This window comes from Aeromicrobium sp. IC_218 (genome assembly GCF_004336805.1).
In the GTDB taxonomy this organism is placed as follows: domain Bacteria; phylum Actinomycetota; class Actinomycetes; order Propionibacteriales; family Nocardioidaceae; genus Aeromicrobium.
In genome coordinates, this window is record NZ_SJXM01000003.1 from 35,259 (window position 1) to 57,598 (window position 22,340).

Annotated in this window: 25 protein-coding genes; 9 read left to right on the forward strand and 16 right to left on the reverse strand. The window is 73.0% G+C overall.

Annotated features, from left to right (window positions below):
- A complete protein-coding gene (locus E0W78_RS04270) occupies window positions 1–195 on the forward strand; it encodes a hypothetical protein (RefSeq protein WP_131402626.1) in 195 nt (64 codons plus the stop codon).
- Here the strand turns inward: E0W78_RS04270 and map are convergent.
- Complete coding sequence (map, locus tag E0W78_RS04275) at window positions 192–1,040, reverse strand: type I methionyl aminopeptidase (RefSeq protein ID WP_131402627.1); 849 nt, start codon at window positions 1,038–1,040, stop codon at window positions 192–194. The two genes, E0W78_RS04270 and map, sit on opposite strands and share 4 nt — an antisense overlap.
- A 52-nt stretch (window positions 1,041–1,092) precedes the next feature.
- Here map and E0W78_RS04280 point away from each other — a divergent pair, with 52 nt between their 5' ends.
- On the forward strand, window positions 1,093–1,275 hold the full coding sequence (locus E0W78_RS04280; RefSeq protein WP_131402628.1) for a hypothetical protein: 183 nt from the start codon (window positions 1,093–1,095) through the stop codon (window positions 1,273–1,275).
- A gap of 4 nt (window positions 1,276–1,279) precedes the next feature.
- Here the strand turns inward: E0W78_RS04280 and panB are convergent, their stop codons facing one another.
- The 3 genes from panB to E0W78_RS04295 all read right to left on the reverse strand — a co-directional run bounded on the left by panB (window position 1,280) and on the right by E0W78_RS04295 (window position 5,117).
- Entirely contained in the window at window positions 1,280–2,143 is an 864-nt protein-coding gene (gene panB / locus E0W78_RS04285) for a 3-methyl-2-oxobutanoate hydroxymethyltransferase (protein ID WP_131402629.1), read from the reverse strand.
- A 110-nt stretch (window positions 2,144–2,253) separates the two neighbouring features.
- The gene (locus tag E0W78_RS04290; protein WP_131402630.1) at window positions 2,254–4,005 is read right to left on the reverse strand and encodes an NAD+ synthase; all 1,752 of its coding nucleotides are present in this window, start codon (window positions 4,003–4,005) and stop codon (window positions 2,254–2,256) included.
- 62 nt (window positions 4,006–4,067) lie between these two features.
- On the reverse strand, window positions 4,068–5,117 hold the full coding sequence (locus E0W78_RS04295) for a hypothetical protein (protein ID WP_131402631.1): 1,050 nt from the start codon (window positions 5,115–5,117) through the stop codon (window positions 4,068–4,070).
- A 109-nt stretch (window positions 5,118–5,226) separates the two neighbouring features.
- On the opposite strand from E0W78_RS04295, the gene glnA reads away from it, so the two are divergent.
- The 3 genes from glnA to E0W78_RS04310 all read left to right on the forward strand — a co-directional run bounded on the left by glnA (window position 5,227) and on the right by E0W78_RS04310 (window position 10,429).
- The gene (glnA, locus tag E0W78_RS04300; protein WP_131402632.1) at window positions 5,227–6,564 is read left to right on the forward strand and encodes a type I glutamate--ammonia ligase; all 1,338 of its coding nucleotides are present in this window, start codon (window positions 5,227–5,229) and stop codon (window positions 6,562–6,564) included.
- Between the two features lie 61 nt (window positions 6,565–6,625).
- Window positions 6,626–9,544, forward strand: coding sequence for a bifunctional [glutamine synthetase] adenylyltransferase/[glutamine synthetase]-adenylyl-L-tyrosine phosphorylase (locus E0W78_RS04305; RefSeq protein ID WP_207392632.1), 2,919 nt, complete (start codon window positions 6,626–6,628; stop codon window positions 9,542–9,544).
- Between the two features lie 30 nt (window positions 9,545–9,574).
- Window positions 9,575–10,429, forward strand: a complete 855-nt coding sequence (locus E0W78_RS04310) for a DUF3152 domain-containing protein (protein WP_131402634.1) — start codon at window positions 9,575–9,577, stop codon at window positions 10,427–10,429.
- Here E0W78_RS04310 and E0W78_RS04315 read toward each other — a convergent pair.
- Genes E0W78_RS04315 through E0W78_RS04340 form a run of 6 tightly spaced genes read right to left on the reverse strand, consistent with a single transcriptional unit; the run spans window position 10,426 to window position 16,332 of the window.
- A complete protein-coding gene (locus E0W78_RS04315; RefSeq protein WP_131402635.1) occupies window positions 10,426–11,670 on the reverse strand; it encodes a cyclopropane-fatty-acyl-phospholipid synthase family protein in 1,245 nt (414 codons plus the stop codon). The genes E0W78_RS04310 and E0W78_RS04315 overlap by 4 nt on opposite strands.
- Window positions 11,667–12,413 carry a DUF1365 domain-containing protein gene (locus E0W78_RS04320; protein WP_242686222.1) on the reverse strand — a complete coding sequence of 249 codons (747 nt, stop codon included), beginning with the start codon at window positions 12,411–12,413 and terminating at the stop codon, window positions 11,667–11,669. The genes E0W78_RS04315 and E0W78_RS04320 overlap by 4 nt, the downstream gene beginning before the upstream one ends.
- Entirely contained in the window at window positions 12,410–13,696 is a 1,287-nt protein-coding gene (locus E0W78_RS04325) for an FAD-dependent oxidoreductase (RefSeq protein WP_131402636.1), read from the reverse strand. The genes E0W78_RS04320 and E0W78_RS04325 overlap by 4 nt, the downstream gene beginning before the upstream one ends.
- Before the next feature lie 15 nt (window positions 13,697–13,711).
- The gene (locus E0W78_RS04330) at window positions 13,712–13,924 is read right to left on the reverse strand and encodes a hypothetical protein (RefSeq protein WP_131402637.1); all 213 of its coding nucleotides are present in this window, start codon (window positions 13,922–13,924) and stop codon (window positions 13,712–13,714) included.
- Between the two features lie 4 nt (window positions 13,925–13,928).
- The gene (locus tag E0W78_RS04335) at window positions 13,929–15,218 is read right to left on the reverse strand and encodes a fatty acid desaturase (protein ID WP_242686223.1); all 1,290 of its coding nucleotides are present in this window, start codon (window positions 15,216–15,218) and stop codon (window positions 13,929–13,931) included.
- A gap of 13 nt (window positions 15,219–15,231) precedes the next feature.
- Window positions 15,232–16,332 carry an FAD-binding oxidoreductase gene (locus E0W78_RS04340; RefSeq protein ID WP_131402638.1) on the reverse strand — a complete coding sequence of 367 codons (1,101 nt, stop codon included), beginning with the start codon at window positions 16,330–16,332 and terminating at the stop codon, window positions 15,232–15,234.
- Window positions 16,333–16,473: 141 nt separating this feature from the next.
- On the opposite strand from E0W78_RS04340, the gene E0W78_RS04345 reads away from it, so the two are divergent.
- On the forward strand, window positions 16,474–17,106 hold the full coding sequence (locus E0W78_RS04345; RefSeq protein WP_131402639.1) for a TetR family transcriptional regulator: 633 nt from the start codon (window positions 16,474–16,476) through the stop codon (window positions 17,104–17,106).
- A gap of 16 nt (window positions 17,107–17,122) precedes the next feature.
- Here the strand turns inward: E0W78_RS04345 and E0W78_RS04350 are convergent, their stop codons facing one another.
- The 3 genes from E0W78_RS04350 to pip form a co-directional block, all read right to left on the reverse strand.
- Window positions 17,123–17,518: an SRPBCC family protein gene (locus E0W78_RS04350; protein ID WP_131402640.1), complete on the reverse strand. Its 396-nt coding sequence runs from the start codon at window positions 17,516–17,518 to the stop codon at window positions 17,123–17,125.
- Window positions 17,519–17,584: 66 nt separating this feature from the next.
- The gene (locus E0W78_RS16465) at window positions 17,585–17,743 is read right to left on the reverse strand and encodes a hypothetical protein (RefSeq protein ID WP_165570406.1); all 159 of its coding nucleotides are present in this window, start codon (window positions 17,741–17,743) and stop codon (window positions 17,585–17,587) included.
- 23 nt (window positions 17,744–17,766) lie between these two features.
- Window positions 17,767–18,705 carry a prolyl aminopeptidase gene (gene pip / locus E0W78_RS04355; RefSeq protein ID WP_131402641.1) on the reverse strand — a complete coding sequence of 313 codons (939 nt, stop codon included), beginning with the start codon at window positions 18,703–18,705 and terminating at the stop codon, window positions 17,767–17,769.
- Between the two features lie 45 nt (window positions 18,706–18,750).
- On the opposite strand from pip, the gene E0W78_RS04360 reads away from it, so the two are divergent.
- A complete protein-coding gene (locus E0W78_RS04360) occupies window positions 18,751–19,026 on the forward strand; it encodes an MARVEL domain-containing protein (protein WP_131402642.1) in 276 nt (91 codons plus the stop codon).
- Window positions 19,019–19,261, forward strand: a complete 243-nt coding sequence (locus E0W78_RS04365; protein WP_131402643.1) for a hypothetical protein — start codon at window positions 19,019–19,021, stop codon at window positions 19,259–19,261. The genes E0W78_RS04360 and E0W78_RS04365 overlap by 8 nt, the downstream gene beginning before the upstream one ends.
- Window positions 19,262–19,329: 68 nt before the next feature.
- On the opposite strand, the gene E0W78_RS04370 is transcribed toward E0W78_RS04365, so the two are convergent.
- On the reverse strand, window positions 19,330–19,956 hold the full coding sequence (locus E0W78_RS04370; protein ID WP_131402644.1) for a LysE family translocator: 627 nt from the start codon (window positions 19,954–19,956) through the stop codon (window positions 19,330–19,332).
- Between the two features lie 80 nt (window positions 19,957–20,036).
- Between E0W78_RS04370 and E0W78_RS04375 the strand changes: the two genes are divergently transcribed.
- The gene (locus tag E0W78_RS04375) at window positions 20,037–21,041 is read left to right on the forward strand and encodes an SMP-30/gluconolactonase/LRE family protein (RefSeq protein ID WP_131402645.1); all 1,005 of its coding nucleotides are present in this window, start codon (window positions 20,037–20,039) and stop codon (window positions 21,039–21,041) included.
- On the opposite strand, the gene E0W78_RS04380 is transcribed toward E0W78_RS04375, so the two are convergent.
- Together E0W78_RS04380 and E0W78_RS16470 are read right to left on the reverse strand one after the other, a co-directional pair.
- Complete coding sequence (locus tag E0W78_RS04380; protein WP_131402646.1) at window positions 21,038–22,177, reverse strand: FAD-dependent oxidoreductase; 1,140 nt, start codon at window positions 22,175–22,177, stop codon at window positions 21,038–21,040. The genes E0W78_RS04375 and E0W78_RS04380 overlap by 4 nt on opposite strands.
- Window positions 22,174–22,329, reverse strand: coding sequence for a hypothetical protein (locus E0W78_RS16470; RefSeq protein ID WP_165570407.1), 156 nt, complete (start codon window positions 22,327–22,329; stop codon window positions 22,174–22,176). Before E0W78_RS16470 ends, E0W78_RS04380 begins: the two co-directional genes overlap by 4 nt.
- Between the last annotated feature and the right edge of the window lie 11 nt (window positions 22,330–22,340).

The following is a 22,340-nucleotide window of genomic DNA, read 5'->3' on the forward strand; positions in this document are numbered from 1 at the left end:
ATGGGCCGCGAGCTGGAGCCGGAGCCGCCCGCGCCCTACCGGTACGCCATCGGCGCCGGGCTCGGACTGATCGTCGGCGCCATCGTCGGGGCCATGGTCCACCGCCCGGTCGCCGCCATCGTCATCGGCGTGGCCGTCGGCCTGGTCGCCGCCTACATCCTCTCGGTGCTCCGCGAGGGGGCTGGCCGCTCCTAGGGGAGCGTCAGGATCTCCGCGCCGTCCTCGGTCACCAGGAGCGTGTGCTCGAACTGCGCGGTGCGCGAGCGGTCGCGCGTGACGGCCGTCCAGCCGTCGTCCCACAGGTCCCAGTCGATACCGCCGAGCGTGAGCATCGGCTCGATGGTGAACGTCATGCCGGCCTGGATGATCGTGTCGGCGCTCGGCTCGTCGTAGTGGTGGATCACCAGCCCGTCGTGGAACGCCGGGCCGACCCCGTGCCCGGTGAAGTCGCGCACCACGCCGTAGCCGAACCGCTTGGCGTACGACTCGATGACGCGGCCGATCACGTTGACCTGCCGGCCGGGCCGCACCGCCTTGATGGCGCGCATCGTGGCCTCGTGGGTGCGCTCCACCAGCAGGCGCGACTCCTCGTCGACGTCGCCGACCAGGTACGTCTTGTTGGTGTCGCCGTGGACGCCGCCGACGTACGCGGTGATGTCGATGTTGACGATGTCGCCGTCCTCGAGCGGACGGTCGTCGGGGATGCCGTGACAGATGACCTCGTTGACGCTGCTGCACAGGCTCTTGGGGTACTCGCGGTAGCCCAGGGTCGACGGGTAGGCGCCGTGGTCGCAGAGGAAGGCGTGGCCCACGCGGTCGAGCTCGTCCGTGGTCACGCCCGGCGCGATGGCCGCCTCGACGGCGTCCAGGGCTTGGGCGGCCAGCCGTCCGGCCACGCGCATCCGCTCGATCGTGCCGGCGTCACGCACCAGCGGGCCGCGGTAGGGCAGCGGCGCCGGCTGGCCGACGTACTCGGGACGCTCGATGGACTCGGGCACGGGAAGGGGTCCGGAGACGGTGCCGGGGACGAGGAGGCTCACCGCCCGAGCCTATCGAGGAGCGTCCGCCCTCGGCCTCGGGCAGGATGGCGCCATGAGCGACTCCGGCCCCTTCTACTTCTGCCTCAAGCACCACACGGTCGAGGGCAAGGACGGCTGCAAGGCGGCCGACCGGCTCGGCCCCTACGACACCCGCGAGGCCGCGTCCCACGCCCTGGAGTCCGCCGAGGAGCGGACGAAGGCGTGGGACGAGGACCCCAAGTGGAAGGACGACTGAGCGCTCAGGACTCGAACGAGTGCTCCGCCGCCGGGAACGTCCCGGCGGCGACGTCGGCCGCGTACTCCTGGGCGGCGGCGAGCATGACGCCGTGCAGGTCGGCGTACTTCTTGACGAAGCGCGGCGCGCGGCCGGTGCGCAGGCCCATCATGTCCTGCCACACGAGCACCTGGCCGTCGCAGCCGGCGCCCGCGCCGATCCCGATCGTGGGGATGTCGAGCGCCTCGGTGACCTGCGCGGCGACCGGCGCCGGCACCATCTCCATGACGATGCTGAACGCGCCCGCGTCCTGGAACGCCTTCGCCTCCTCGATCAGCCGCTGGGCGGCGTCGCCGCGCCCCTGGACCCGGTAGCCGCCCAGGTTGTGCTCGGCCTGCGGGGTGAAGCCGATGTGCGCCATGACCGGCACGCCGGCGTCGGTGAGCAGCTGGACCTGCGGCACCATCGGCAGGCCGCCCTCGAGCTTGATTGCGTGGGCGTTGGCCTCCTTCATGAAGCGCGCGGCGGTCTCGAACGCCTGCTGAGGCGAGCCCTGGTAGGAGCCGAACGGCAGGTCGGCGACCACGAGGGCGCGGCGGGCCGAGCGGGTCACGGCGCGGACGAGCGGGATGAGCTCGTCGACGGTGACCGGCAGCGAGGTCTCGTTGCCGAAGACGTTGTTGGAGGCGGAGTCGCCGACGAGCATGACCGGGATGCCGGCCTCGTCGAAGACCTGCGCCGTGTACTGGTCGTACGCGGTCAGCATCGCGAAGCGCTGACCCTGCTGCTTCCACTGGCGCAGGTGGTGGGTGCGCACCTTGCGGACGCTGGGGTCGCTGGTCGCGGGGCCGCCGTAGGGCGCGGGCTCCTCGGCGTGGATGTCGTTCATGATGTGCTCCTTGCGTCTCTCGCGGCCCGGACGGGTCCACGGATCGGCCCCAGCCTGGCACACCCCGCACGGGGTGCGACCCGAGGCGTCGCTCACACCGTCGGGCTGGTTCAGGCGTGCTCGCGCCAGCGGTTGGTGATCGGGACGCGGCGGTCGCGGCCGAAGTTGCGGCGCGAGATCTTGGGTCCCGGCGGGTACTGGCGGCGCTTGTACTCGGCCCGGTCGACCAGCGTCACGACGCGCTTGACCACCTCGGGGTCGAAGCCCTCGGCGAGCACGTCGTCGTAGCCGAGGTCACGCTCGACGTAGGCGTCCAGGATCGCGTCGAGCACCTCGTACGGCGGCAGCGAGTCCGAGTCGAGCTGGCCGGGACGCAGCTCGGCCGACGGGGGCTTGGCGATCGCGTGCTCGGGGATCGGCGGCTCCTGGCCCTGCGCCTCGGCGTGGGCGTTGCGCCACCGCGACAGCTCCCACACGATCGTCTTGGGGACGTCCTTGAGCGGCGCGTACCCGCCCACGGCGTCGCCGTAGATCGTCGAGTAACCGGTGGCCAGCTCGGACTTGTTGCCGCAGGCGAGCACCAGGTGGCCGTCGCGGTTGGACAGGGCCATCCAGATGTTGGCGCGGATGCGGGCCTGCAGGTTCTCCTCGGCCAGCCCTTCCAGCTCGAGCAGCTCCTCGTAGGAGTCCAGGATCGAGGCGATCGGGACGGTGTCGAGCCGCAGGCCGGTGCGGCGGGCGAGCTCGGCGGCGTCGGACTTGGAGTGCTCGGTCGACCAGGCACTGGGGTTGGAGACGCCGAAGACTCGGTCGGCCCCGAGGGCGTCCACCGCGATGGCGCCGCACAGCGTGGAGTCGATGCCGCCCGACAGGCCCATCAGCACCGAGCGGAAGCCGTTCTTCTCCACGTAGCCGCGCAGGCCCGTGACCAGCGCGAAGTAGCGCTCGCCCAGGTCGTCCAGGCGCTCGCGGACCTCGGCGGGACGCGGCTCGTAGGCGGGCTGCGGGTCGGACGAGACGATGGTGCGCTGGATGCGCAGGCCGCCGAACGACTCCTCGGGGTCGGGCATGCGCGGCGTGGCCGCGGGCAGGTCGAGGTCGACGACCAGCAGCTCCTCGGCGAACTGCGCGCCGCGGGCCAGCACGTCGCCCTCGGGGCCGACGACGATCGAGTCGCCCTCGAAGACCAGCTCGTCCTGGCCGCCCACGGTGTTGACGTAGGCGACGGTGCAGTCGCCCTCGCGGGCGCGGCGCGAGACCAGGTCGTAGCGGACATCGTCCTTGTTGGCCTCGTACGGCGACCCGTTCGGGACGACCAGCAGCGACGCCTCGGCGGCGCGCGCGGCGGCCGACGGGCCCTCCTGCCAGATGTCCTCGCAGATGGCGAGCGCGACGTCGACGCCGTGCACCTGGACGACGTTGATCGTGTGCCCGGCCACGAAGGTGCGCATCTCGTCGCCGACGCCGTAGTTCCACAGGTGGTGCTTGGCCTGCCGGGCGACGACGCGTCCGCCGTGCAGGACGGCCACGGAGTTGGTCGGCGCGTTCTTGGGCACGCCTGGCCCGTCGGCGACGCCGTCGGCGCGGTCGAGGTACCCGACGTAGACGACGAGGTCGCCCAGGCCTCGCGCCTGCAGGTCGCCGGCCAGCGCCTCGACGAGCTCGCGGGAGGCCTGGATGACCGAGGCGCGCATCGCGAGGTCCTCGATCGGGTAGCCGGTGAGCATCATCTCGGGGAAGACGACGAGGTGGGCGCCCTCGGCGGCGGCCTCGCGGCAGCGGTCCAGGACGATCTTCGCGTTGCCCTCCAGGTCGCCGACGACGGCGTCCACCTGGGCCAGGGCGATTCTCAGCTGCGGCACCCGGCCAGCGTAGTGGCGCACCGCGGACGTCCGCCCGCCGTGCGCGGCCGAGGGCCGACCGGTCAGGTGAAGGTGTCGATCGCGCGGCGCAGGGACAGCACGACGCTGTCGACCAGCAGCTGCTGGTGGGTCTCGTGCACACGCGCCTCGAGCAGGGTGGCGAGCTGGGCGTCGGCCGCCTCCAGCCGCGGGTCCACCTCGCCGCCCTCGCCGTAGGCCTCGAGCGCGTCGGCCACCCGGTGCATCGCGACGGCCAGCGGCTCGCGGACGTCGTCGCTGAGGGTCGTCTGCGCGGCGGGGTCGCCCGGCACGCCGTGCGGTCGCAGCAGCAGGTCGCTGACGTCGGCCATGAGGAACGAGATGCGGTCGAGGCCGTCGGCCTCCGCGGACAGGGTCGTGAGGGCGGTGCGGTGCCGCCGGGCGCGCGCGTTGGCGGTGAGCGACTCGTGCACGCGGGAGACGGCGTCGCTCATCTCGGTGCGCGCACGCCGCAGGTCGGAGTGCTGCTGGTCCCACTCGTCGATCGGGGGGAGCTCGTGGGTCACGAGCAGGTCGGCGATCTCGTGCAGCTGCTCGGCGAGCACCGATCGAGCCCGGCTCACGGCCGCGCGGGCGGGCGCCAGCGGCAGGGGAGGGGCGACCATGTTGACCACGATGCCGACGAGGGCGCCGAACAGGGTGAGGCCGCCGTAGGCACCGATGAACTGCGCATCGCCGTGACCGATGATCAGCGTGAAGACCGCCGCCGTCGGTGCCCAGCCGCCCATGGCGCCCAGCGGACGCCACCCGGCCACGCTCACCGACAGGGCGACGACGACCGCCAGGGTGACGGCCGCCAGGTCGTCGCCCGTCGCGGCGCCCACGAGCCACGCGACGACGCCACCCACGACGATCGCGCCGACCGCCTGCAGCGACTCGCGCACGGAGCCGGCCAGGGTCGAGGTCGTGGCGATGATGGCGCCGAACGGCGCGTAGTACGGGTAGTCCTGGGACCCGGGGACGAAGCGCACGAGGGTCCACGCGATCGCGGACGCCACGGCGGCCCGCAGCGCGAGAGCGATCCGGGGATGCTCGGTCCACCGGTCCAGGAGCCATCTGCGTGCCGTGTGCATCCCGCCACCGTGGCACGGGGCGCCTGACGCGGCACGTCGCTCGCGGTCGTCCACGGCGCCGAGGCACCCCCGAAACATCCCGGTAACACGTCCCGTAGAGACTGGCCCCATGGGTAAGCAAGAGGACTTCGTGCTGCGCGCGATCGAGGAGCGCGACGTGCGCTTCGTCCGCCTGTGGTTCACCGACGTGCTGGGCTCGCTGAAGTCGGTCGCGATCGCCCCGGCCGAGCTCGAGGGCGCCTTCGACGAGGGCATCGGGTTCGACGGCTCGGCGATCGAGGGCTTCGCCCGGGTGCACGAGGCCGACATGGTGCTCAAGCCCGACCCGGCGACGTTCCAGCTGCTGCCGTGGCGCGGCGAGACCCCGGCGACGGCGCGCATGTTCTGCGACATCCACATGCCCGACGGGAGCCCGGCGTACGCCGACCCGCGCTTCGTGCTGAAGCGGACGCTGCAGAAGGCCGCCGACGCCGGCTTCACCTTCTACACGCACCCCGAGGTCGAGTTCTACCTGTTCAAGGACAAGCCGGCCACGGGCCAGGTGCCGGTGCCGGTGGACGACAGCGGCTACTTCGACCACACCGCCCAGGGCGCCAGCCAGGACTTCCGCCGCGAGGTCATCGGGATGCTCGAGCACATGGGCATCTCGGTGGAGTTCAGCCACCACGAGGGCGGCCCGGGCCAGCAGGAGATCGACCTGCGCTACGCCGACGCGCTCTCGATGGCCGACAACATCATGACCTTCCGCACCGTCGTGCGGGAGGTGGCGCTGAGCCAGAGCAAGTGGGCCACGTTCATGCCCAAGCCGTTCACCGAGCACCCCGGCTCGGGCATGCACACGCACGTGTCGCTGTTCGAGGGCGACGAGAACGCCTTCTACGAGGCCGGCGCGGAGTACCAGCTGTCGCAGACCGGACGCTCGTTCATCGCCGGCGTCCTGCGTCACACGCCCGAGATCACCGCGGTCACCAACCAGTGGATCAACTCCTACAAGCGCCTGGCCGGCGGCGGTGAGGCCCCGAACTACGTGTCGTGGGGCCACAACAACCGCTCGGCGCTCGTCCGCGTGCCGATGTACAAGCCGCACAAGAGCGGCTCGGCCCGCATCGAGCACCGCGGCATCGACTCGGCCTGCAACCCCTACCTCGCCTTCGCGCTCATCCTGGCCGCGGGCCTCAAGGGCGTCGAGGAGAAGTACGAGCTGCCGCCCGAGGCCGAGGACGACGTCTGGGGCCTGAACGACTACGAGCGCAAGGCGATGGGCATCGACCCGCTCCCGGGCAACCTGGACGAGGCCATCCGGCTCATGGAGTCCAGCGAGCTGGTGGCCGAGACGCTCGGCGAGCACGTCTTCGACTTCTTCCTGCGCAACAAGCGGGTCGAGTGGGAGGCCTACCGCGCGCAGGTCACCCAGTTCGAGCTCGACCGCATGATGCCGTTGATGTGAACGGATCCTGCCCGCCGGACGTCGCCCGGCCCGCCTCCGTCCGCTCGGTAGGGTGCGGTCCGTGGTGACCCAGGCCCGCGTCGAGTCCCTCGCCCGCAAGGGCTTCCGCTCCCCGGACGAGGCGGTGGCCCGGCTGGCCGAGCTCGCCCCGGTCCCCGAGACGCTCGTGGACGCCGTGGCGGCCGTCGCCGACCCCGACGGCGCCCTCGCCTCGCTCGCGCGCATCGGCGAGGCGTGGGGCCGCGACCGGCTGCTGGAGGCGCTCGAGTCCGACGAGGTGCTGCGCCAGCGCCTGCTGGTCGTGCTGGGCACCAGCGCCGCGCTCGGCGACTTCCTGGCCCGGCACCCCGAGCTCGTCACCGACCTGGGCGACGGCCAGCTGCTGACCGAGCCGATGAGCGAGGACGAGCACCGTCGCCAGATGGCCGGGGCCACCACGGCCGACGAGCTGCGCGTCGCCTACCACCGCAAGCTGCTCCACGTCGTCGCCCGCGACCTCAACGGGCTCACCACGTTCGCCCAGTCGTCGGCCGAGCTGTCCGACCTCGCCGTGGCGACGCTCGGCGCCGCGCTGGAGATCGCCCGCACCGAGGTGACGGGGGCCGACTCCTGCCGGCTCGCGATCGTCGCGCTGGGCAAGACCGGCGGGCACGAGCTCAACTACGTCAGCGACGTGGACGTCATCTTCGTCGCCGAGCCGGCCGAGGGCGCCGACCAGTCCGCGGCCCTCACCGCGGGCACGAAGCTGGCCTCCACCGTCATGCGGCTGTGCGGCGACCTGACCGCCGAGGGCACCATCTGGGAGGTCGACGCCGAGCTGCGCCCCGAGGGCAACCAGGGCCCGCTCGTGCGCACCGTCGCCAGCCACGCCGCCTACTACGACCGCTGGGCCACGACCTGGGAGTTCCAGGCCCTCATGAAGGCGCGGTACGCCGCCGGCGACGCGGAGCTCACGCAGGAGTACCTCGACGTCGTCCGCCCGCTCGTGTGGCGGGCCAGCACGCGTCCGAACTTCGTGGCCGACACCCGGGCCATGCGCCGTCGCGTCGTCGAGCACATCCCCGCCGCGCACCGCGACCGCCAGCTCAAGCTCGGTGCCGGCGGCCTGCGCGACGTCGAGTTCGCCGTGCAGCTGCTGCAGCTCGTGCACGGTCGCCTCGACGAGTCGCTGCGCAGCCCCACCACGCTCACCGCGCTGCAGGCGCTCATCGACGGCGGGTACGTCGGACGCCGCGACGGCGCGGCGATGGAGGAGGCGTACGAGTTCCTGCGCACGCTCGAGCACCGCATCCAGCTGCACAAGCTGCAGCGCACCCACGTCGTGCCCGAGGACGAGGACGACCTGCGCCGGCTCGGTCGCAGCATGGGGTTCCGCCAGGACCCGGTCGCGAACCTCACGCGCGAGTGGCAGGCCCAGCGCCGCCAGGTGCGCCGGCTGCACGAGAAGCTGTTCTACCGGCCGCTGCTGGAGGCCGTCGCGGCGCTGCCGACCGACAGCCTGCGCCTGACCACCGAGGCCGCCCGCGAGCGGCTCGAGGCGCTCGGCTTCGTCGACCCGGCCGGCGCCCTGGGCCACATCCAGGCGCTCACGTCCGGCGTCTCGCGGCGCTCGGCCATCCAGCGCTCGCTGCTGCCCGCCATGCTCGAGTGGTTCGCCGAGTCGCCCGACCCCGACCGCGGGCTGCTGACCTTCCGCCGGGTGTCCGAGCAGCTCGGCGAGAGCCACTGGTACCTGCGCAAGCTGCGCGACGAGGGCACCGGCGCCGAGCAGCTGGCCCGGCTCGTGTCGTCCAGCTCGTACGTCGGCGACCTCATCGTGCGCGGCCCGGACACCGTCGCGCTCCTGGGCGACGACCACGAGCTCGTGCCGCGCAGCCGGGAGCGGCTCACGCACGAGATGGTGCTGGCCGCGGCCCGCCACCGAGGCGGGGACGCGGCGTTCAAGGCCGTGCGCCGCGTGCGCCGCCGCGAGCTGACCCGCATCGGCATGGCCGACGTGCTCGGCCGGCTCGACATCACCGAGGTGGGGGAGGCGCTGAGCGACCTCACCACCGCCACGCTCGAGGCGGCGCTGCAGGCCGCCATCGCGTCCGTCGAGGACGAGCGCGGTGAGCTCGGCACCCGCATGGCCGTGGTGCTGATGGGACGCCTCGGCGGCCACGAGTCGGCCTACGGCTCCGACGCCGACGTCATGTTCGTCCACGAGCCGCTCGAGGGCGCGGACGCGCAGCAGGCCCAGTCGGCCGCCACCGCCGTCGCCCAGCGGCTGCGCAACGCGCTCGGTGCGGCCGGGGTCGACCCGGCGCTCGAGGTCGACGCCGACCTGCGGCCCGAGGGGCGCAACGGCCCGCTCGTGCGCAGCCTGTCGGCCTTCGCCGCCTACTACGACAAGTGGTCGGCGGTGTGGGAGGCCCAGGCCCTGCTGCGGGCCGACCCGGTCGTCGGCGACGAGGGCCTGTGCGGGCGCTTCCGCGCGCTCATCGACCCGCTGCGCTGGCCCGAGGGCGGCACGAGCGAGGCCGAGGTGCGCGAGATCCGGCGCATCAAGGCGCGGGTGGACGCCGAGCGGCTCCCGCGCGGCGCCAGCCCGACCACGCACCTCAAGCTCGGCCGCGGCGGCCTCGCCGACGTCGAGTGGACCGTCCAGCTGCTGCAGATGCAGCACGCGCACGAGATCGGGGGGCTCCGCACCACCCGGACCATCCCGGCCCTGCACGCGGCCGCCGGGGCGGGCCTGCTCGACGAGGCGGACGCCGAGTCGCTGGAGGCCGCCTGGCGCATGGTCAGCCGCGTCCGCAACGCCGTGGTGCTGCTGCGCTCGCGCCCGGCCGAGTCGATGGTCGAGCAGTCGGCCGAGCGGGCCGGCGTCGCCCACCTGCTCGGGTACGGGCTCGACGGCGGCGAGGTGATGGTCGACGACTACCTGCGCACGACGCGCCAGGCGCGTCAGGTCGTCGAGCGCGTCTTCTGGGGGGACTGACAAGCCGGCCCTCCGGGGCGACACTGGATCATGCGATCCTTCCTCGTCGCCCTGCTGGTCGTCGGTGCGCTCGCGGCGCCGCAGACACCCGCGCTCGCCGAGGAGGCCGAGCCCACCCCGGCCGTCCGCAACCTGGCCGCTCCCACGGTGGCCGGCACGGCCGCCTACGGGCGCACGCTCGCCGTGCGACCGGGACGCTGGACCGAGGGCGCGCGGCTCTCGTACCGGTGGCTGCGCGACGGGCGGCCCATCGGCGGTGCCCAGGCGACCCGCTACCGGGTGAAGCCCCAGGACGTCGGCCGCCGGCTCGCGGTGCGCGTGACGGGCTCGCGGGCCGGCCACCGCTCGACGTCCGTGACGACCGCCCCCACGCGCACCGTGCAGCACATGGTGCCCGCCCGCCGGGTGGTCACCTACAGCGTCCGCACCAAGGGACGCATCAAGGCCGACCTGCGCGAGTTCAAGCGGCTGGCCCAGCAGACGTTCGACGACGCCCGCGGCTGGCGGACGTCCGGCACGGTGTTCCGCCGGGTCAAGCGGGGCGGCGACTTCACCCTCTACCTGGCCGCGTCGCGGACGCTGCCGTCGTTCTCGTCCGTCTGCAGCCGGCAGTGGAGCTGCCGCGCCGGACGCCACGTGGTCATCAACCAGACCCGGTGGCTGTACGCCAGCCCGGCCTGGCGGCGCAGCGGCGGCTCGCTGCGCGACTACCGGCACATGGTGGTGAACCACGAGACCGGGCACTGGCTGGGCCACGGCCACCGGTCCTGCCCCCGCAGAGGCGGGCCGGCGCCGGTGATGATGCAGCAGTCCAAGGGTCTCGGCGGGTGCGAGTTCAACCCGTGGCCGCGACCGGGCGAGCGGCGGGTGCCGCGCTTCGGCTAGGCCGGACGCTCCATGCGCAGCTGCACGACGTCCAGGTAGCCGACGGCGAACCCGGCCTCGCAGTAGGCGAGGTACAGCTCCCACATGCGGCGGAACGTCTCGTCGAAGCCGGCCGCGCGCACCTCGTCCGCGTGGCCGATGAAGCGCTCGCGCCACAGCCGCAGGGTGCGGGCGTAGTCGGTGCCCAGCGGACGCCGCCGGGTGACCCGCAGGGCGGTGTGCGCCCGCAGCACGTCGTCGACGGCCCGTTCGGACGGGATGAGGCCGCCGGGGAAGACGTACTTCTGGATCCACCCGTACGAGTGCCGCGTCGCGAGGTAGCGGTCGTGCGCCATGGTGATGGCCTGGATCGCCACGGTGCCGCCGGGCGCGAGGACGCGGTCGATCGTGGCGAAGTAGGTGGGCCAGAACTCCTCGCCGACCGCCTCGATCATCTCGACGCTGACGACGGCGTCGTACTCGCCGTCGACCTCGCGGTAGTCCTGCAGGCGGATCTCCACGCGGTCGTCGACCTCGGCGAGGGCGACGCGCTCGCGGGCCAGCTCGGCCTGCTCGGTGGAGATGGTGATGCTCGTGACCTGGGCGCCGCGGCGAGCCGCGCGGATGGCCAGCGCGCCCCAGCCGGTGCCGATCTCCAGGACGCGCGAGCCCTCGCCGACCCGTGCGGCGTCCAGGATGGCGTCGATCTTGCGCACCTGGGCGGGCTCGAGGTCGTCGAACACCCGCGGCTCGGTCCCGTCGAAGTCGGCCGACGAGTAGGACATCGTCGGGTCCAGGAAGAGCATGAACAGCTCGTTGGACAGGTCGTAGTGGCGCTCGATGTTCGACCGTGAGCCCTCGACGCTGTTGCGCTCGGCGTGCGGGAGCCGGACGTCCACGAGCTTGCGCAGCCGCAGCAGGGGAGCGGGCACGAGGGCGGTGAGCCGCTCGGCGAACGGCGCGAGCAGCTCGGCCAGGTCGGTGCCGGGGGCGGCGCGCCAGTCGCCGGCCATGTACGCCTCGCCCAGGCCGATCTTCGTGTCGCGGCCGAGCCGGGCGAAGAACGACGCCGGGCGCACGACCTGCAGCTCGGGGGAGTCCGGTCCGCCGGCGCCCCAGCTGGTGCCGTCGGGGAAGGTGACGCGCACGGGCACGCGGCTCACGGTCGTCCGCAGGATCGCCCTTGCCGCCCGAGCGCGGAGCGGGGTACGAGGCTCGTGGAAGAGGTCGGGCCAGCGCGTGGTGGTCAGCTGCTCGGTCATCGGATCCCTTCCTGGGGGGTGTGCGGGGTGCGGGGGACGATCGGGAGACGGCGCAGCCAGAGCCGGACGCCGTGGAAGCGGATGAGCGCGCTGGTGCGCTGGGTCATGAGCGGTCGCAGCAGCGCCAGGCGGGCGAGCCGCCACGGCGTCATCCGCTCCGGGACGCCGCGGAACGTCGCGCTGAAGGACGCCTCGGCGCCCTGGCGCAGCACGATCGCGGCGGAGACCACGTCGGGGCGGACGCGGAACTGCAGGTCGTAGCCGCCCTCGACGGTGAAGAACGGCGAGACGTAGAGCTCCTTGTCGACCCGGTCGCGGCCCTGCTCGTCCGGACGCAGGACGTACGCGTGGCGCTCGCCGTAGGTGTTGTGCACCTCGGCGACCAGGCAGGTCAGGCTCCCGTCCGGGGCGAACGCCCAGAACACGCTCAACGGGTCGAAGACGTGGCCCAGCACGCGGGCGTTCGCCAGCATGACGATGCGGTGGCCGGTCAGGTCGATCCCGCGCAACGCGCAGAACCGGCGGACGTTGTCGCCGAGGGAGGCGTCCGGGTCGCCGAGGTGGTCCTCGGACCGGAAGGTCGAGAACGCCCGCAGCGGCCAGGCCAGGCGCGGCAGGTCGTCGACGTCGACGAGCCACTGGTAGACGCGATGCCGGAAGCGGCGCGTCATCGGGGTGCGCCGGGTGTGCGACACCCAGCCGTCCACGAGGGCGGGCAGCGGCGGAAGCTCGGTCGCGGTCACGGGGCGTCCCAGTCGGCGCCGAGCGCGCGGGCCGCCTCGACGCCGGAGCGGCAGCCGTCCTCGTGGAACCCCCACCCGAGGTGGGCGCCGGCGAAGGCGGTGCGGTCGGTGAACAGGTCGCGCACCTGCTGCTGCGCGGCGACGGCCTCGACGGTGTAGACGGGGTGGGTGTACGTCATCCGCGCCTCGACCGTGGCCGGGTCGATGCGGTCGACGTCGTTGAGCGTCACCAGGAACGGGCGGTCGGCGTCGAGCCCCTGGAGCCGGTCCATCGCGTACGTGACGGCGGGCGCGGCACCGCGGTGCCCGCAGGTCTCGGTGCGGTAGTTCCAGGACGCCTGCGCCTGCCGGGCGCGCGGCATGGGCGCGGGATCGCGGTGCAGCACCGTCTCGTTGCGCGAGTACCCGAACGCGCCGAGGGCGGCGGTCTCGGCGTCCGAGGGGTCCGTGAGCATCGCCAGCGCGTCGTCGGCGTGCGTGGCGACGACGACCTGGTCGACGACGTGCAGGCGGTCGTGCGCGTCGACCAGCTCGATGCCGTCGGGCTTGCGCGTGAGGTGACGGACGGCCGAGCCGACGCGGACGTCGCCGATGGCTGCGGTGACCTTGTCCACGTACGTGCGCGACCCGCCCTCGACCGTGTACCACTGCGGCGAGCCGGTGATCGACAGGAAGCCGTGGTGGCTCAGGAACTCGAACAGGTAGCGGGCGGGGTAGTCCAGCGCCGTGCCGAGGCCCGACGACCAGACGCAGGCCACGACCGGGATGGCGTAGTGGTCGACGAAGTAGGTGCCGAAGCCGTGCTCGCGCAGGAAGTCGCCGTACGTCTGCGGCTCCGCGTCGCGCTGCGGGGTCTCCAGGAGCGCGAGGGCGGCCCGCTGGAAGCGCTTCACGTCCAGCAGCATGCGCAGGAAGCGCGGGTCGGCGGCTCGTCGCTTCTGGGCGAAGATGCCCTTGAGGCCGCGTCCGCCGGCGTACTCCAGGCCGCAGCCGTCGCAGCGGATGCTCATGCTCATCTCGGTCGGGCGCACCGGCACGTCCAGCTCGGCGAACAACCGGCGCAGCAGCGGGTACGTGCGGTCGTTGTGCACGATGAAGCCCGAGTCGACGCGATGGCTGCGGTCACCGTCGGCGACGGTGTGGGTGTGCGCGTGGCCGCCGGCCCGGTCGTCGGCCTCGAAGACGGTCACGTCGTGCGTGCGGCGCAGCAGGTACGCGGCGGTGAGGCCGGAGATGCCGGAGCCGACGACCGCGACGCGCGGCCGCGTGGGGGAGTGCGTCATGCTCCTGGTTCGAGGCTACGGACCGTCCGGATTGGTCGTGTCGTCCTCGTGCGCCCTGCGACGTGCCTCACGGATCTCGAACACCTCCGTGCCGAACGCGCCCAGCTCGGACGTGACGCGGCGGGCGGCGTCGAAGCAGATCGCTGCGACCCCGCCCGCCGTGCTCAACGCCGCCTCGACGTACTGCTGCAGGACGTCCTTGGTGATCTCGTGACGGCTCAGGCCCATGCGACTAGTGTGCCGCCGCCTGCTCCTGGGCACGACGCTCGGCCTCCGCCTCGCGCTTGGCCCGGCGCAGCGCCTTCGACTCCGGCGAGTTGCCGATCTTGTACGGGTCGTCGGGCTTCTTGCTCAGCTGGTGCAGCTGGGAGGCGACGCTCCACAGCTGCTTGGACAGCCGGCCGGTGTTGTAGCGCAGGTCGTACTTCTCGACCAGGCGGTGCACGTCCGCGGACACGTCGCCGTAGCGGCGCGCCGGGATGTCGGGGAACAGGTGGTGCTCGATCTGGTAGCTCAGGTTGCCGGTGAGGACGTGGAACGGCTTGCTGCCGGAGATGTTGGCCGAGCCGAGCAGCTGGCGCAGGTACCACTGGCCGCGCGTCTCGTTCTGCGCCTCCTCCTCCTTGAACGTCTCCACCTCGGCCGGGAAGTGGCCGCAGAAGATGATCAGGAAGGTCCAGATGTTGCGGATGACGTTGGCCACGAACGTGCCGGCCAGGACGAGCACCGGGGTCCACCAGGACGTGAACGGCACGAGCGCGAGCGACAGCACCGGGAAGGCCACGTAGTCCTTGACCAGCTGGCGGCGGATCTTGCGCATCGCGCGCTTCTTGCGGCCCTGGAACTCGGCCTTGTCCATGCGTCCGGCGAGGTACTCGTCGAGCTCGACGCCGTGGTACATCACGCCCCACTCGAACAGCAGCATGAGGACGAACGCGAGCGGCAGGTTGAACCGGTGGCTCGGGTACCACGGCTGCTCGGCGTCGATGCGGAACATGTTGTAGCCGATGTCCCGGTCCATGCCGTGGATGTTCGTGTAGGTGTGGTGCATGTAGTTGTGGCCGTGCTTCCACTCCTGCGCGGGGGCCACGTTGTCCCACTCGTACTTCTGGCCGTTGACCAGCGGGTCGTTCATCCAGTCGTACTGGCCGTGCATGACGTTGTGGCCGATCTCCATGTTCTCGAGGATCTTGGCCACGCCGAGCAGCAGGATGCCGGCGACGAACGCCGGCCAGAAGAACGGCATGAACAGGCCGATGCGGCCCAGCACCTCGAAGGCGTTGCGCAGCTTGATGACCCGCCGGATGTAGTCGGCGTCGGCCTGGCCGAGGTCGTCCAGGACGCGCTGGCGCACGGTGTCCAGCTCGCGGCCGAACTCCTCCAGCTGCTCGTAGCTCATCAGGTCGGTGCCGATGGTGGCGCGCCGGTCGGTGTCGGGACCGACGAGCGGCTGCGGCGCCTTGTTGTGGTTGCTGGCGCTCAGCGGCTCGATCGGCGCGTGCTTGGTGCGGTAGTGGGACACGGGTCAGTTCCTCTCAGAGGGCCATGCTGACGTCGCCGACGGGGACCTGGACGCAGATCTTCACGGTCTCGTCGGTGTTGGCGGCCACTTCGCCGGTGATGACGTGGCGGACGGCGCCGTGGTTCTTCTTGACGGCGCAGGTGTTGCAGACGCCCATGCGGCATCCGTAGCGGGGGGACAGGCCGGCGGACTCGGCCTGCTCCAGGATCGTGGCGCCCGAGTTGTCGGCGCTCACGGCGCTGTCCTCGAACGTGAGGGTGCCCGTGGCGTCGGCCGCGTCGAGGTCGACGCTGGGCACCTTGAAGTACTCGACGCGCAGCTGGTCGGCGGCGCCGGCTGCCTCGTACGCGTCGCGGACGGACGCGATGAGGCCCGCCGGGCCGCAGGCGTACGTGAGCGTGGTGGCGGGGTCCACGCCGAGCTGCTGGAGGTGCTCGGCGGTGAAGCGTCCGGTGAGCTCGGCGCCGGGCTCGGGCTCGCGCGTGTAGACGCGGACGACGCGGCCCAGGCCGGCCTCCTCGACGAGCGCGTCGAGCTCGGCGGTGAACATCTCGTCCTCGCGCGAGCGCGCGTAGTGCAGGAAGGTGACCTGCGGACGCGGGGTGCCGGGCTTGGCGTCGCGCAGCGTGCGCAGCATGGCCATCACCGGGGTGATGCCGCTGCCGCCGCTGAGCAGCAGCACGTGGTCGGGCAGGGTGCGGGGCAGGACGAACTCGCCGTCCGCCTGCGAAAGGTGCACGAGGGTGCCGGGCTTGAGCTCGTGGTGCAGGTACTGCGACACGTAGCCGTCCGGGTGGGCCTTGACCGACACGCTGAACGTGCGGCCGGCCCGCTTCTCGGAGCTGGAGACCGAGAAGACGCGCACGCGGCGCTTGCCCTCGACCTCGACGCCGAACTCGACGTGCTGGCCGGCGCGGAAGCCGCGCCACGCGCCGTTGGGGCGCAGCACGACCGTGCTCGCGACACCGGTCTCGCGGACGACCTCCACCACTCGCGCCCGCACCTGCGTGACGGTCCACATGGGGTGGACGTGCTCCAGGTAGTGGTCGATCGAGTGCGGCGACGTCAGCGACGCGACCGGCTTGGACGCCAGCGCGGCTCGGATCAGCCCCATCGTTCTCCTCGCTTCGAGCGTTCAGTGAACGCGTGTGCACTCCAAGGGTCGCACAGCGGGCCGAACGACGCAACGGCCGGACCCTGCACGAGACGGTGATGGGGAACACCTGTTCACTGGGGATGCCGATAGGCTGGCCGCATGGCGAGCCAGGGCGCCGCAGGGACGCGGCAGGAGCAGAAGGAGCGCACGCGTGAGGCCCTCATGGCCGCGGCGCTCGAGCTGAGCAGCTCGTCCGGCTTCGCCCAGATCAGCCTGCGCCAGGTCGCCCGCGCCGCCGGCGTCGTCCCGACGGCCTTCTACCGGCACTTCGAGTCGATGGACGAGCTCGGCCTGGCCCTGGTCGAGGAGTCGTTCAGCACGCTGCGGCGGATGATCCGCGAGGCGCAGCGCGACCCGCAGGTGTTCGAGAACATCATCGACGCGGCCGCCGAGGTGCTGGTCGAGGCGGTCAAGCACAGCAAGGCGCACTTCGGCTTCGTGGCGCGCGAGCGCGTCGGGGGGTCGCCGGTCGTCCGGCAGGCCATCCGGCACGAGCTGGAGCTGTTCGAGAGCGAGCTGGCCGTGGTGCTGGCCAAGCTGCCGCACATCGAGCGCTGGCACAGCGACGACGTGCACATGGTGTCGCGGCTGTTCGTCCGCAACATGGTCTCCAACGCCGAGGAGGTCGTCGAGATGCCTGACGGCCGGCCCGACCTGGAGGCGCGCATCAAGGAGGGCGCCCGGCGCCAGATGCGCCTGATAGTCCTGGGGTTCGAGAAGTGGCGGTCCTAGCCGCCCACCGCTGAGGTCAGCGGGTCGGGACCTGGGCGTCCTGCGCCGTGGTCGCCAGCTGGTCCAGCGCGACGTCGAAGACGTCGTCGCCGAGCTTGTCCTCGAGCTCGTCCTGCTGCTCGGGCGCGGCGTCGACGTCGGCCTCCCACGTGACGTACGCGGTGGAGTGCCCGTTGTCGCGCACCGTGATGGTGGCGGTGTGGTCGACGATGCTGAACGGCGGCTCGGGCATCGTGTAGCGCAGGCTCATCGCCGCGTCGTCACGCTCCACCACGGTGACGACCAGCTCGGCGGACGTCTCGGGGCCGCCCGTGTAGTGCGCGAGCTTGGGGTGCCACAGCGAGAAGTCGCAGGCCAGCTTCCACACGTCCTCGGCGGGGGCGGCGACGAACGTACGACGGGTGATGCGCATGCAGTTCCTCCAGGATCGCGGGACTCGGCCATTGTTCCCGACGTGGAGGTGCGCCGCCCGGCCGGGTCAGTCCTCGATCAGCAGCACCAGGAACGGCGAGCCGTACATGACCTGGGTGGTGGCCGAGATGGCGCGCCCGCCCTCGAGGTCGAACTCGATGTCGATGGGCTCGCTCTGCTTGAAGACGTCGGAGTCGAGGGGGACGATCGTCACGCGCTGGGACATGACCGCAGCCTAGGGCCTGGCGCTCACGCCTCGGCGGCGAAACGCGACACGGCCTCTCGCACCACCGCCTCCAGCGCGGCGCCCGTGCCGTGCCCGGCGTCCGGGACGATCACCAGCTCGGCGTCCGGCCACCGGGCGGCGAGGTCGTGGGCCACGTCCGGCGGACCGCTCACGTCGCCGTGGCCGGTGGCGAGCAGACCGGGGATCCCGCGCAGGCGGGTCATGCCGTCGAGCAGCTCGGTCTCGCCGAGCCAGGCCGCGTGGCTCCAGTAGTGCGTGACCAGCCGGGCGAACCCGAGGGCGAACTCGGGGTCGTCGTAGCGCGGGTCGTGCACCGGCGTGAGCGAGACGTGCCGGTCCTCCCAGGCGCACCAGGCACGGGCGGCGGCGTGGTGCACCGCGGGGTCCGGGTCGACGAGGCGCCGGTGGAAGGCCGCGGCCAGGTCGCCGTCGCGCTCGGGCTCGGGCAGCGCGCCGACGAACGTCTCCCACTCGCGCGGGAACAGCCGGCGCATGTCGCGGGTGACCCACTCGACCTCGCGGCGCGTGGTGGTGACGACCGAGAACAGCACGAGGGCCCGGACGCGCTCGGGGTGTGCCTGCGCGTACGCCAGCCCGAGCGTCGAGCCCCAGGACGCACCGAGGACGAGCCAGCGGTCGACGCCGCGCAGCTCGCGCAGCCGTTCGAGGTCGGCCATCAGGTGCTGGGTGGTGTTGGCGTGCAGGGCGTCGGCCGTGCGTCCGGCGTGCGGGGTGCTGCGGCCGCACCCGCGCTGGTCGAGCAGCAGCACCCGGTAGCGGCTCAGGTCGAACCAGCGCAGCCATCCCTGGCTCGCGCCCGAGCCGGGCCCGCCGTGCAGGACGACGGCCGGGACGCCCTCGGGGTTGCCGTGCTCCTCCCAGTGGAGCTCGTGTCCGTCGCCGACGTCGAGCCGGCCGGCGGCGAGGGGAGGGGTGCGCACCCCTCCATGATGGTTGACCCGGCGTCCGATGGGTACGGGCCGGTCATGGCAGCACCGCGAAGAGTGAAGAAGTACCGCAAGGGATACGCCATGCGCATGGGTGTGCTGGCGACGTTGTTCGTGGTCGGCGTGCTGATCATGGTCCTGAGCCGGTACGACGTGATCCCGGCCCGCCCGTGGGGCTACGTCGGCCTGGCCGCCGCCGCCGTCTCCGCGATCCTCGGCCTGATCTCGACCGTCGTCGAGGCGCGCAACGAGAGCGAGCTGGAGTCGAGCCCCGAGAACGCCCGCAGGATGAACGAGGAGGACGCCCGTGACTGACCAGAACCCCGAGACCCCGCGCGAGCCCAGCGGCGCGATCAACCATCACCAGGAGAACGTCGCTCCGCAGAGCGACCAGGAGCCGGTGCGCGGCGAGAACGCCGACGGCGCCGACCAGGGTGGCACGCCGGCCAACCAGGGCCCCGTGCCGGCCGAGCCCGAGGACATGTCCGACACCGGCTCCGACATCGGCAGCCTGGCGCCCGACCCGGCGTCCGAGGAGGTCGCCGAGTAGGCGACCCGCCCCAGTCAGCGAGGACCCCCGCCCTGCCCGGCGGGGGTCCTTCGCGCGTCCGGCCCGGTTCAGTCGCGGACCACGAGCAGGCCGGCGCCCAGACCGCCGAGCGCCACGCCGGTCGTGCGGTCCCACGCGCGCCGGACGCGCTCGCGGCGCAGCAGCGCGGCGAGTCGCAGGCCGAGCAGGACGACGACCGTCCAGGCCACGAGGCCGAGCAGCACGTCCACCGCGCCCAGCACGGCCACCTGGGTCCACACGGGGACGCCGTCGGCCGTCACGAACTGGGGGAGCACGGCGGCGAAGAACAGCACCGCCTTGGGGTTGAGCACGTTGGTGGTGAACGCCTGCACGAAGCTGCTCCGCACGGACGCCGGGGGCGCTGGCTCGACGCGTCCCGGACCGGCGTCCCGGCGCAGCGTCGGCAGCACGAGACGTCCGCCGAGGTAGAGCAGGTACAGGCCGCCGAGCACGCGGACGGCCGTGAGCAGCTCGGGGTGGCGCGCGAGCACGACGGACAGGCCCGCCACGGCCAGGCCCACGTGGACGCACAGCCCCGCCTGGGCGCCGAGGGCCGCCGCGGCCCCCGGCCGCACGCCGCGCGTGGCCGAGCGGAGGATGACCAGGAAGTCCGGGCCCGGCACGAGGTACGCGACCATCACGACGCCGACGAAGGCCCACCAGCTCACGTCCATCCCTCGATCGTCGCACCGCGGCGCCGGTCCGTCAGCACGAGGGCCGGGCGGCGACCCCGGCGCGGGATACGGTCCCGGCCATGACCGACGCCGGAACCCGCCGCCTGCTCCGCACCCGCCGCTGGAGCCCGCCACCGGCCCCGGCCGCCGCCGGCCGCACCCCGTCCACCCGTGCCTTCGACGTCGTCGCCCGCATCGCCACCGGCGCTGGCCCCGAGGACGTCGTGTTCGACCGCGAGGGACGGCTGCTGGCCGGGACGGCCGACGGCGAGGTGGTGCGGATCGACCTGTCGCGCGGCCACCGCGAGGTGCTGGCCCGCACCGGCGGGCGTCCGCTCGGGCTCGAGCCCGGCCACGACGGCAGCGTCCTGGTCTGCGACCACGACCGCGGGCTGCTGCGGGTGCGTCCCGGCGGCGAGGTCGAGGTGCTCGTCGACACCCTGGCCGGGACGCCGCTGCGCTTCGCCAGCAACGTCGTGGAGGCCCTCGACGGGACGATCTGGTTCACCGTGTCGACGCGCCGCTGGGACCTCGAGCACTACCTGGGCGACGTGCTCGAGCACTCGTGCACCGGCGTGCTGGCCCGCCGCGACCCCGACGGCACGGTCACCGTGCTCGCCGACGACCTGGCGTTCGCGAACGGACTGGTGCTCGCGCCCGACGAGTCGCACCTCGTGGTGGCCGAGACCGCGGGCTACCGCCTGCGCCGCTACCGGCTCACCGGCGCACGGGCGGGCACGTGGGAGCCGTTCGCCGACAACCTGCCCGGCATGCCCGACAACGCGAGCCTCGGCAGCGACGGCCTGGTCTGGGTCGCGTACGCCGCGCCGCGCAACGCGCTGCTGGACCGGCTGCTGCCGCGACCGGGGTTCCTGCGCACCCTGGTGTGGAACCTGCCCGCGTCGGTGCAGCCGAAGCCGGAGCCGATCGCCTGGGTGGCGGCGTTCGACCTGGACGGCCGGCTCGTCCACGACCTGCGCAGCGCCCGGGACGACTACGGCTTCGTCACCGCCGTCGCCGAGCGCGACGGGGTGCTGGTCGCCGGCGGCCTGCACGCCGAGGACGCCGTCGTGGTGGAGCTCTAGCTCGAGCCGGTGCTGAGCCCGCGCGCCGCGGTGCGCACCGACTCCAGGCCGAACATGGCGGCGGCCGGACGTCCGTCGACCAGGTCGGCCAGGACACGTCCGAGCACCGGGCCGAACTTGAAGCCGTGGCCGGAGAACCCGGCCGCGACCGTGAGCGGTCCGCGCCGGTCGAGCACGAAGTGCTCGTCGTCGGTGGTGGCGTAGGTGCAGCTGATCGGCTCGGCGGTCGCCGGGTCGAGGCCGGGGAACCAGCGGCCGACGTACGCGCGCAGCTGGGCCAGGCCCTCGGGCGTGGCGGCGTAGTCGCGCTCGTCGGGGTGCACGACCGGGCCGACGCCGTGGAAGCCGACCTTGTAGCCCTCGCCCGGCGTGGCCAGCGCGTAGGCGTCCGCCGGCGTGCCGTCGCCGGGACGTGCGTGGTGCACGACGGCGGGCCAGGCCTCGGTGGGCACGGCGGCCTGGAAGTGGGCCGGCTGCTCCTGGGTCACGGTGATGCGGGGGAGCGGCACGAGGTGCCCGACGAGGTCGTGCGCCCACCCGCCCGCCGCGACGACGAGCTCGCGGGTGCGCAGCCGCGTGCCGTCCTCGAGCTCGACGAGGGCGTGGTCGCCGTCGACGTCGAGGCGGGCGACGCGAGCGTGGTGGCGCACCTCGCCGCCTTCCAGCGCGGCGGCCTGCTGCAGGGCGGCGACGGCCCGGTCGGCGTGGACGCGTCCGGTGGCGGGCGAGAACAGGACCTCGGTCTCGAACGAGAGTCCCGGCCACCGCTCGGCCGCCGCGGCGGCGGGCAGCAGCTCGTGCGGCTCGTCGAGGGAGCGCAGCGTGGCGACGAGCCCGGCGAGCGCCTGCGCCGAGCCGTGGTCGACGCCGCCGGTCCGGGTCAGCAGGTCGGTGCCGGTCCGCTCCTCGAGCTCACGCCAGGCGGCCTCGGCCTCCTGGGCGAGGCGGACGTACGTCGGGTCGGCGTACGTGCGCCGGAAGATGCGCGACGCGCCGTGGGAGGCGCCGTGCACGTGGCCCGGGCCGAAGCGCTCCAGCAGCAGCACGTCACGGCCGCGCCGGGCGAGCTGCCAGGCGGCGGCCGAGCCGACCAGGCCGCCGCCGACGACGACCGCGCCGACGTCCGTAGTCGTCATCGAGCGTCCTCCTCGTCGTCGTCGCCGCGGAAGGCCAGGAACAGGCCGACCGCGAGCACCAGGAACGGCACGCCCTGCGCGGCCTCGCCGCGGGCCAGGCCCGCGATGCCGAGCACCGCGAAGGGGAGGGCCACCAGCTGCATCGAGCGCATGGCGGCACGGT

Coding starts and splice junctions, on each gene's coding strand:
- E0W78_RS04270 (WP_131402626.1), top strand. CDS start 1: ATGGGCCGCGAGCTGGAGCCGGAGCCGCCCGCGCCCTACCGGTACGCC.
- E0W78_RS04280 (WP_131402628.1), top strand. CDS start 1,093: ATGAGCGACTCCGGCCCCTTCTACTTCTGCCTCAAGCACCACACGGTC.
- panB (WP_131402629.1), bottom strand. CDS start 2,143: ATGAACGACATCCACGCCGAGGAGCCCGCGCCCTACGGCGGCCCCGCG.
- E0W78_RS04295 (WP_131402631.1), bottom strand. CDS start 5,117: ATGCACACGGCACGCAGATGGCTCCTGGACCGGTGGACCGAGCATCCC.
- glnA (WP_131402632.1), top strand. CDS start 5,227: ATGGGTAAGCAAGAGGACTTCGTGCTGCGCGCGATCGAGGAGCGCGAC.
- E0W78_RS04310 (WP_131402634.1), top strand. CDS start 9,575: ATGCGATCCTTCCTCGTCGCCCTGCTGGTCGTCGGTGCGCTCGCGGCG.
- E0W78_RS04315 (WP_131402635.1), bottom strand. CDS start 11,670: ATGACCGAGCAGCTGACCACCACGCGCTGGCCCGACCTCTTCCACGAG.
- E0W78_RS04325 (WP_131402636.1), bottom strand. CDS start 13,696: ATGACGCACTCCCCCACGCGGCCGCGCGTCGCGGTCGTCGGCTCCGGC.
- E0W78_RS04330 (WP_131402637.1), bottom strand. CDS start 13,924: ATGGGCCTGAGCCGTCACGAGATCACCAAGGACGTCCTGCAGCAGTAC.
- E0W78_RS04340 (WP_131402638.1), bottom strand. CDS start 16,332: ATGGGGCTGATCCGAGCCGCGCTGGCGTCCAAGCCGGTCGCGTCGCTG.
- E0W78_RS04345 (WP_131402639.1), top strand. CDS start 16,474: ATGGCGAGCCAGGGCGCCGCAGGGACGCGGCAGGAGCAGAAGGAGCGC.
- E0W78_RS04350 (WP_131402640.1), bottom strand. CDS start 17,518: ATGCGCATCACCCGTCGTACGTTCGTCGCCGCCCCCGCCGAGGACGTG.
- E0W78_RS16465 (WP_165570406.1), bottom strand. CDS start 17,743: ATGTCCCAGCGCGTGACGATCGTCCCCCTCGACTCCGACGTCTTCAAG.
- E0W78_RS04360 (WP_131402642.1), top strand. CDS start 18,751: ATGGCAGCACCGCGAAGAGTGAAGAAGTACCGCAAGGGATACGCCATG.
- E0W78_RS04370 (WP_131402644.1), bottom strand. CDS start 19,956: ATGGACGTGAGCTGGTGGGCCTTCGTCGGCGTCGTGATGGTCGCGTAC.
- E0W78_RS04375 (WP_131402645.1), top strand. CDS start 20,037: ATGACCGACGCCGGAACCCGCCGCCTGCTCCGCACCCGCCGCTGGAGC.
- E0W78_RS04380 (WP_131402646.1), bottom strand. CDS start 22,177: ATGACGACTACGGACGTCGGCGCGGTCGTCGTCGGCGGCGGCCTGGTC.
- E0W78_RS16470 (WP_165570407.1), bottom strand. CDS start 22,329: ATGCGCTCGATGCAGCTGGTGGCCCTCCCCTTCGCGGTGCTCGGCATC.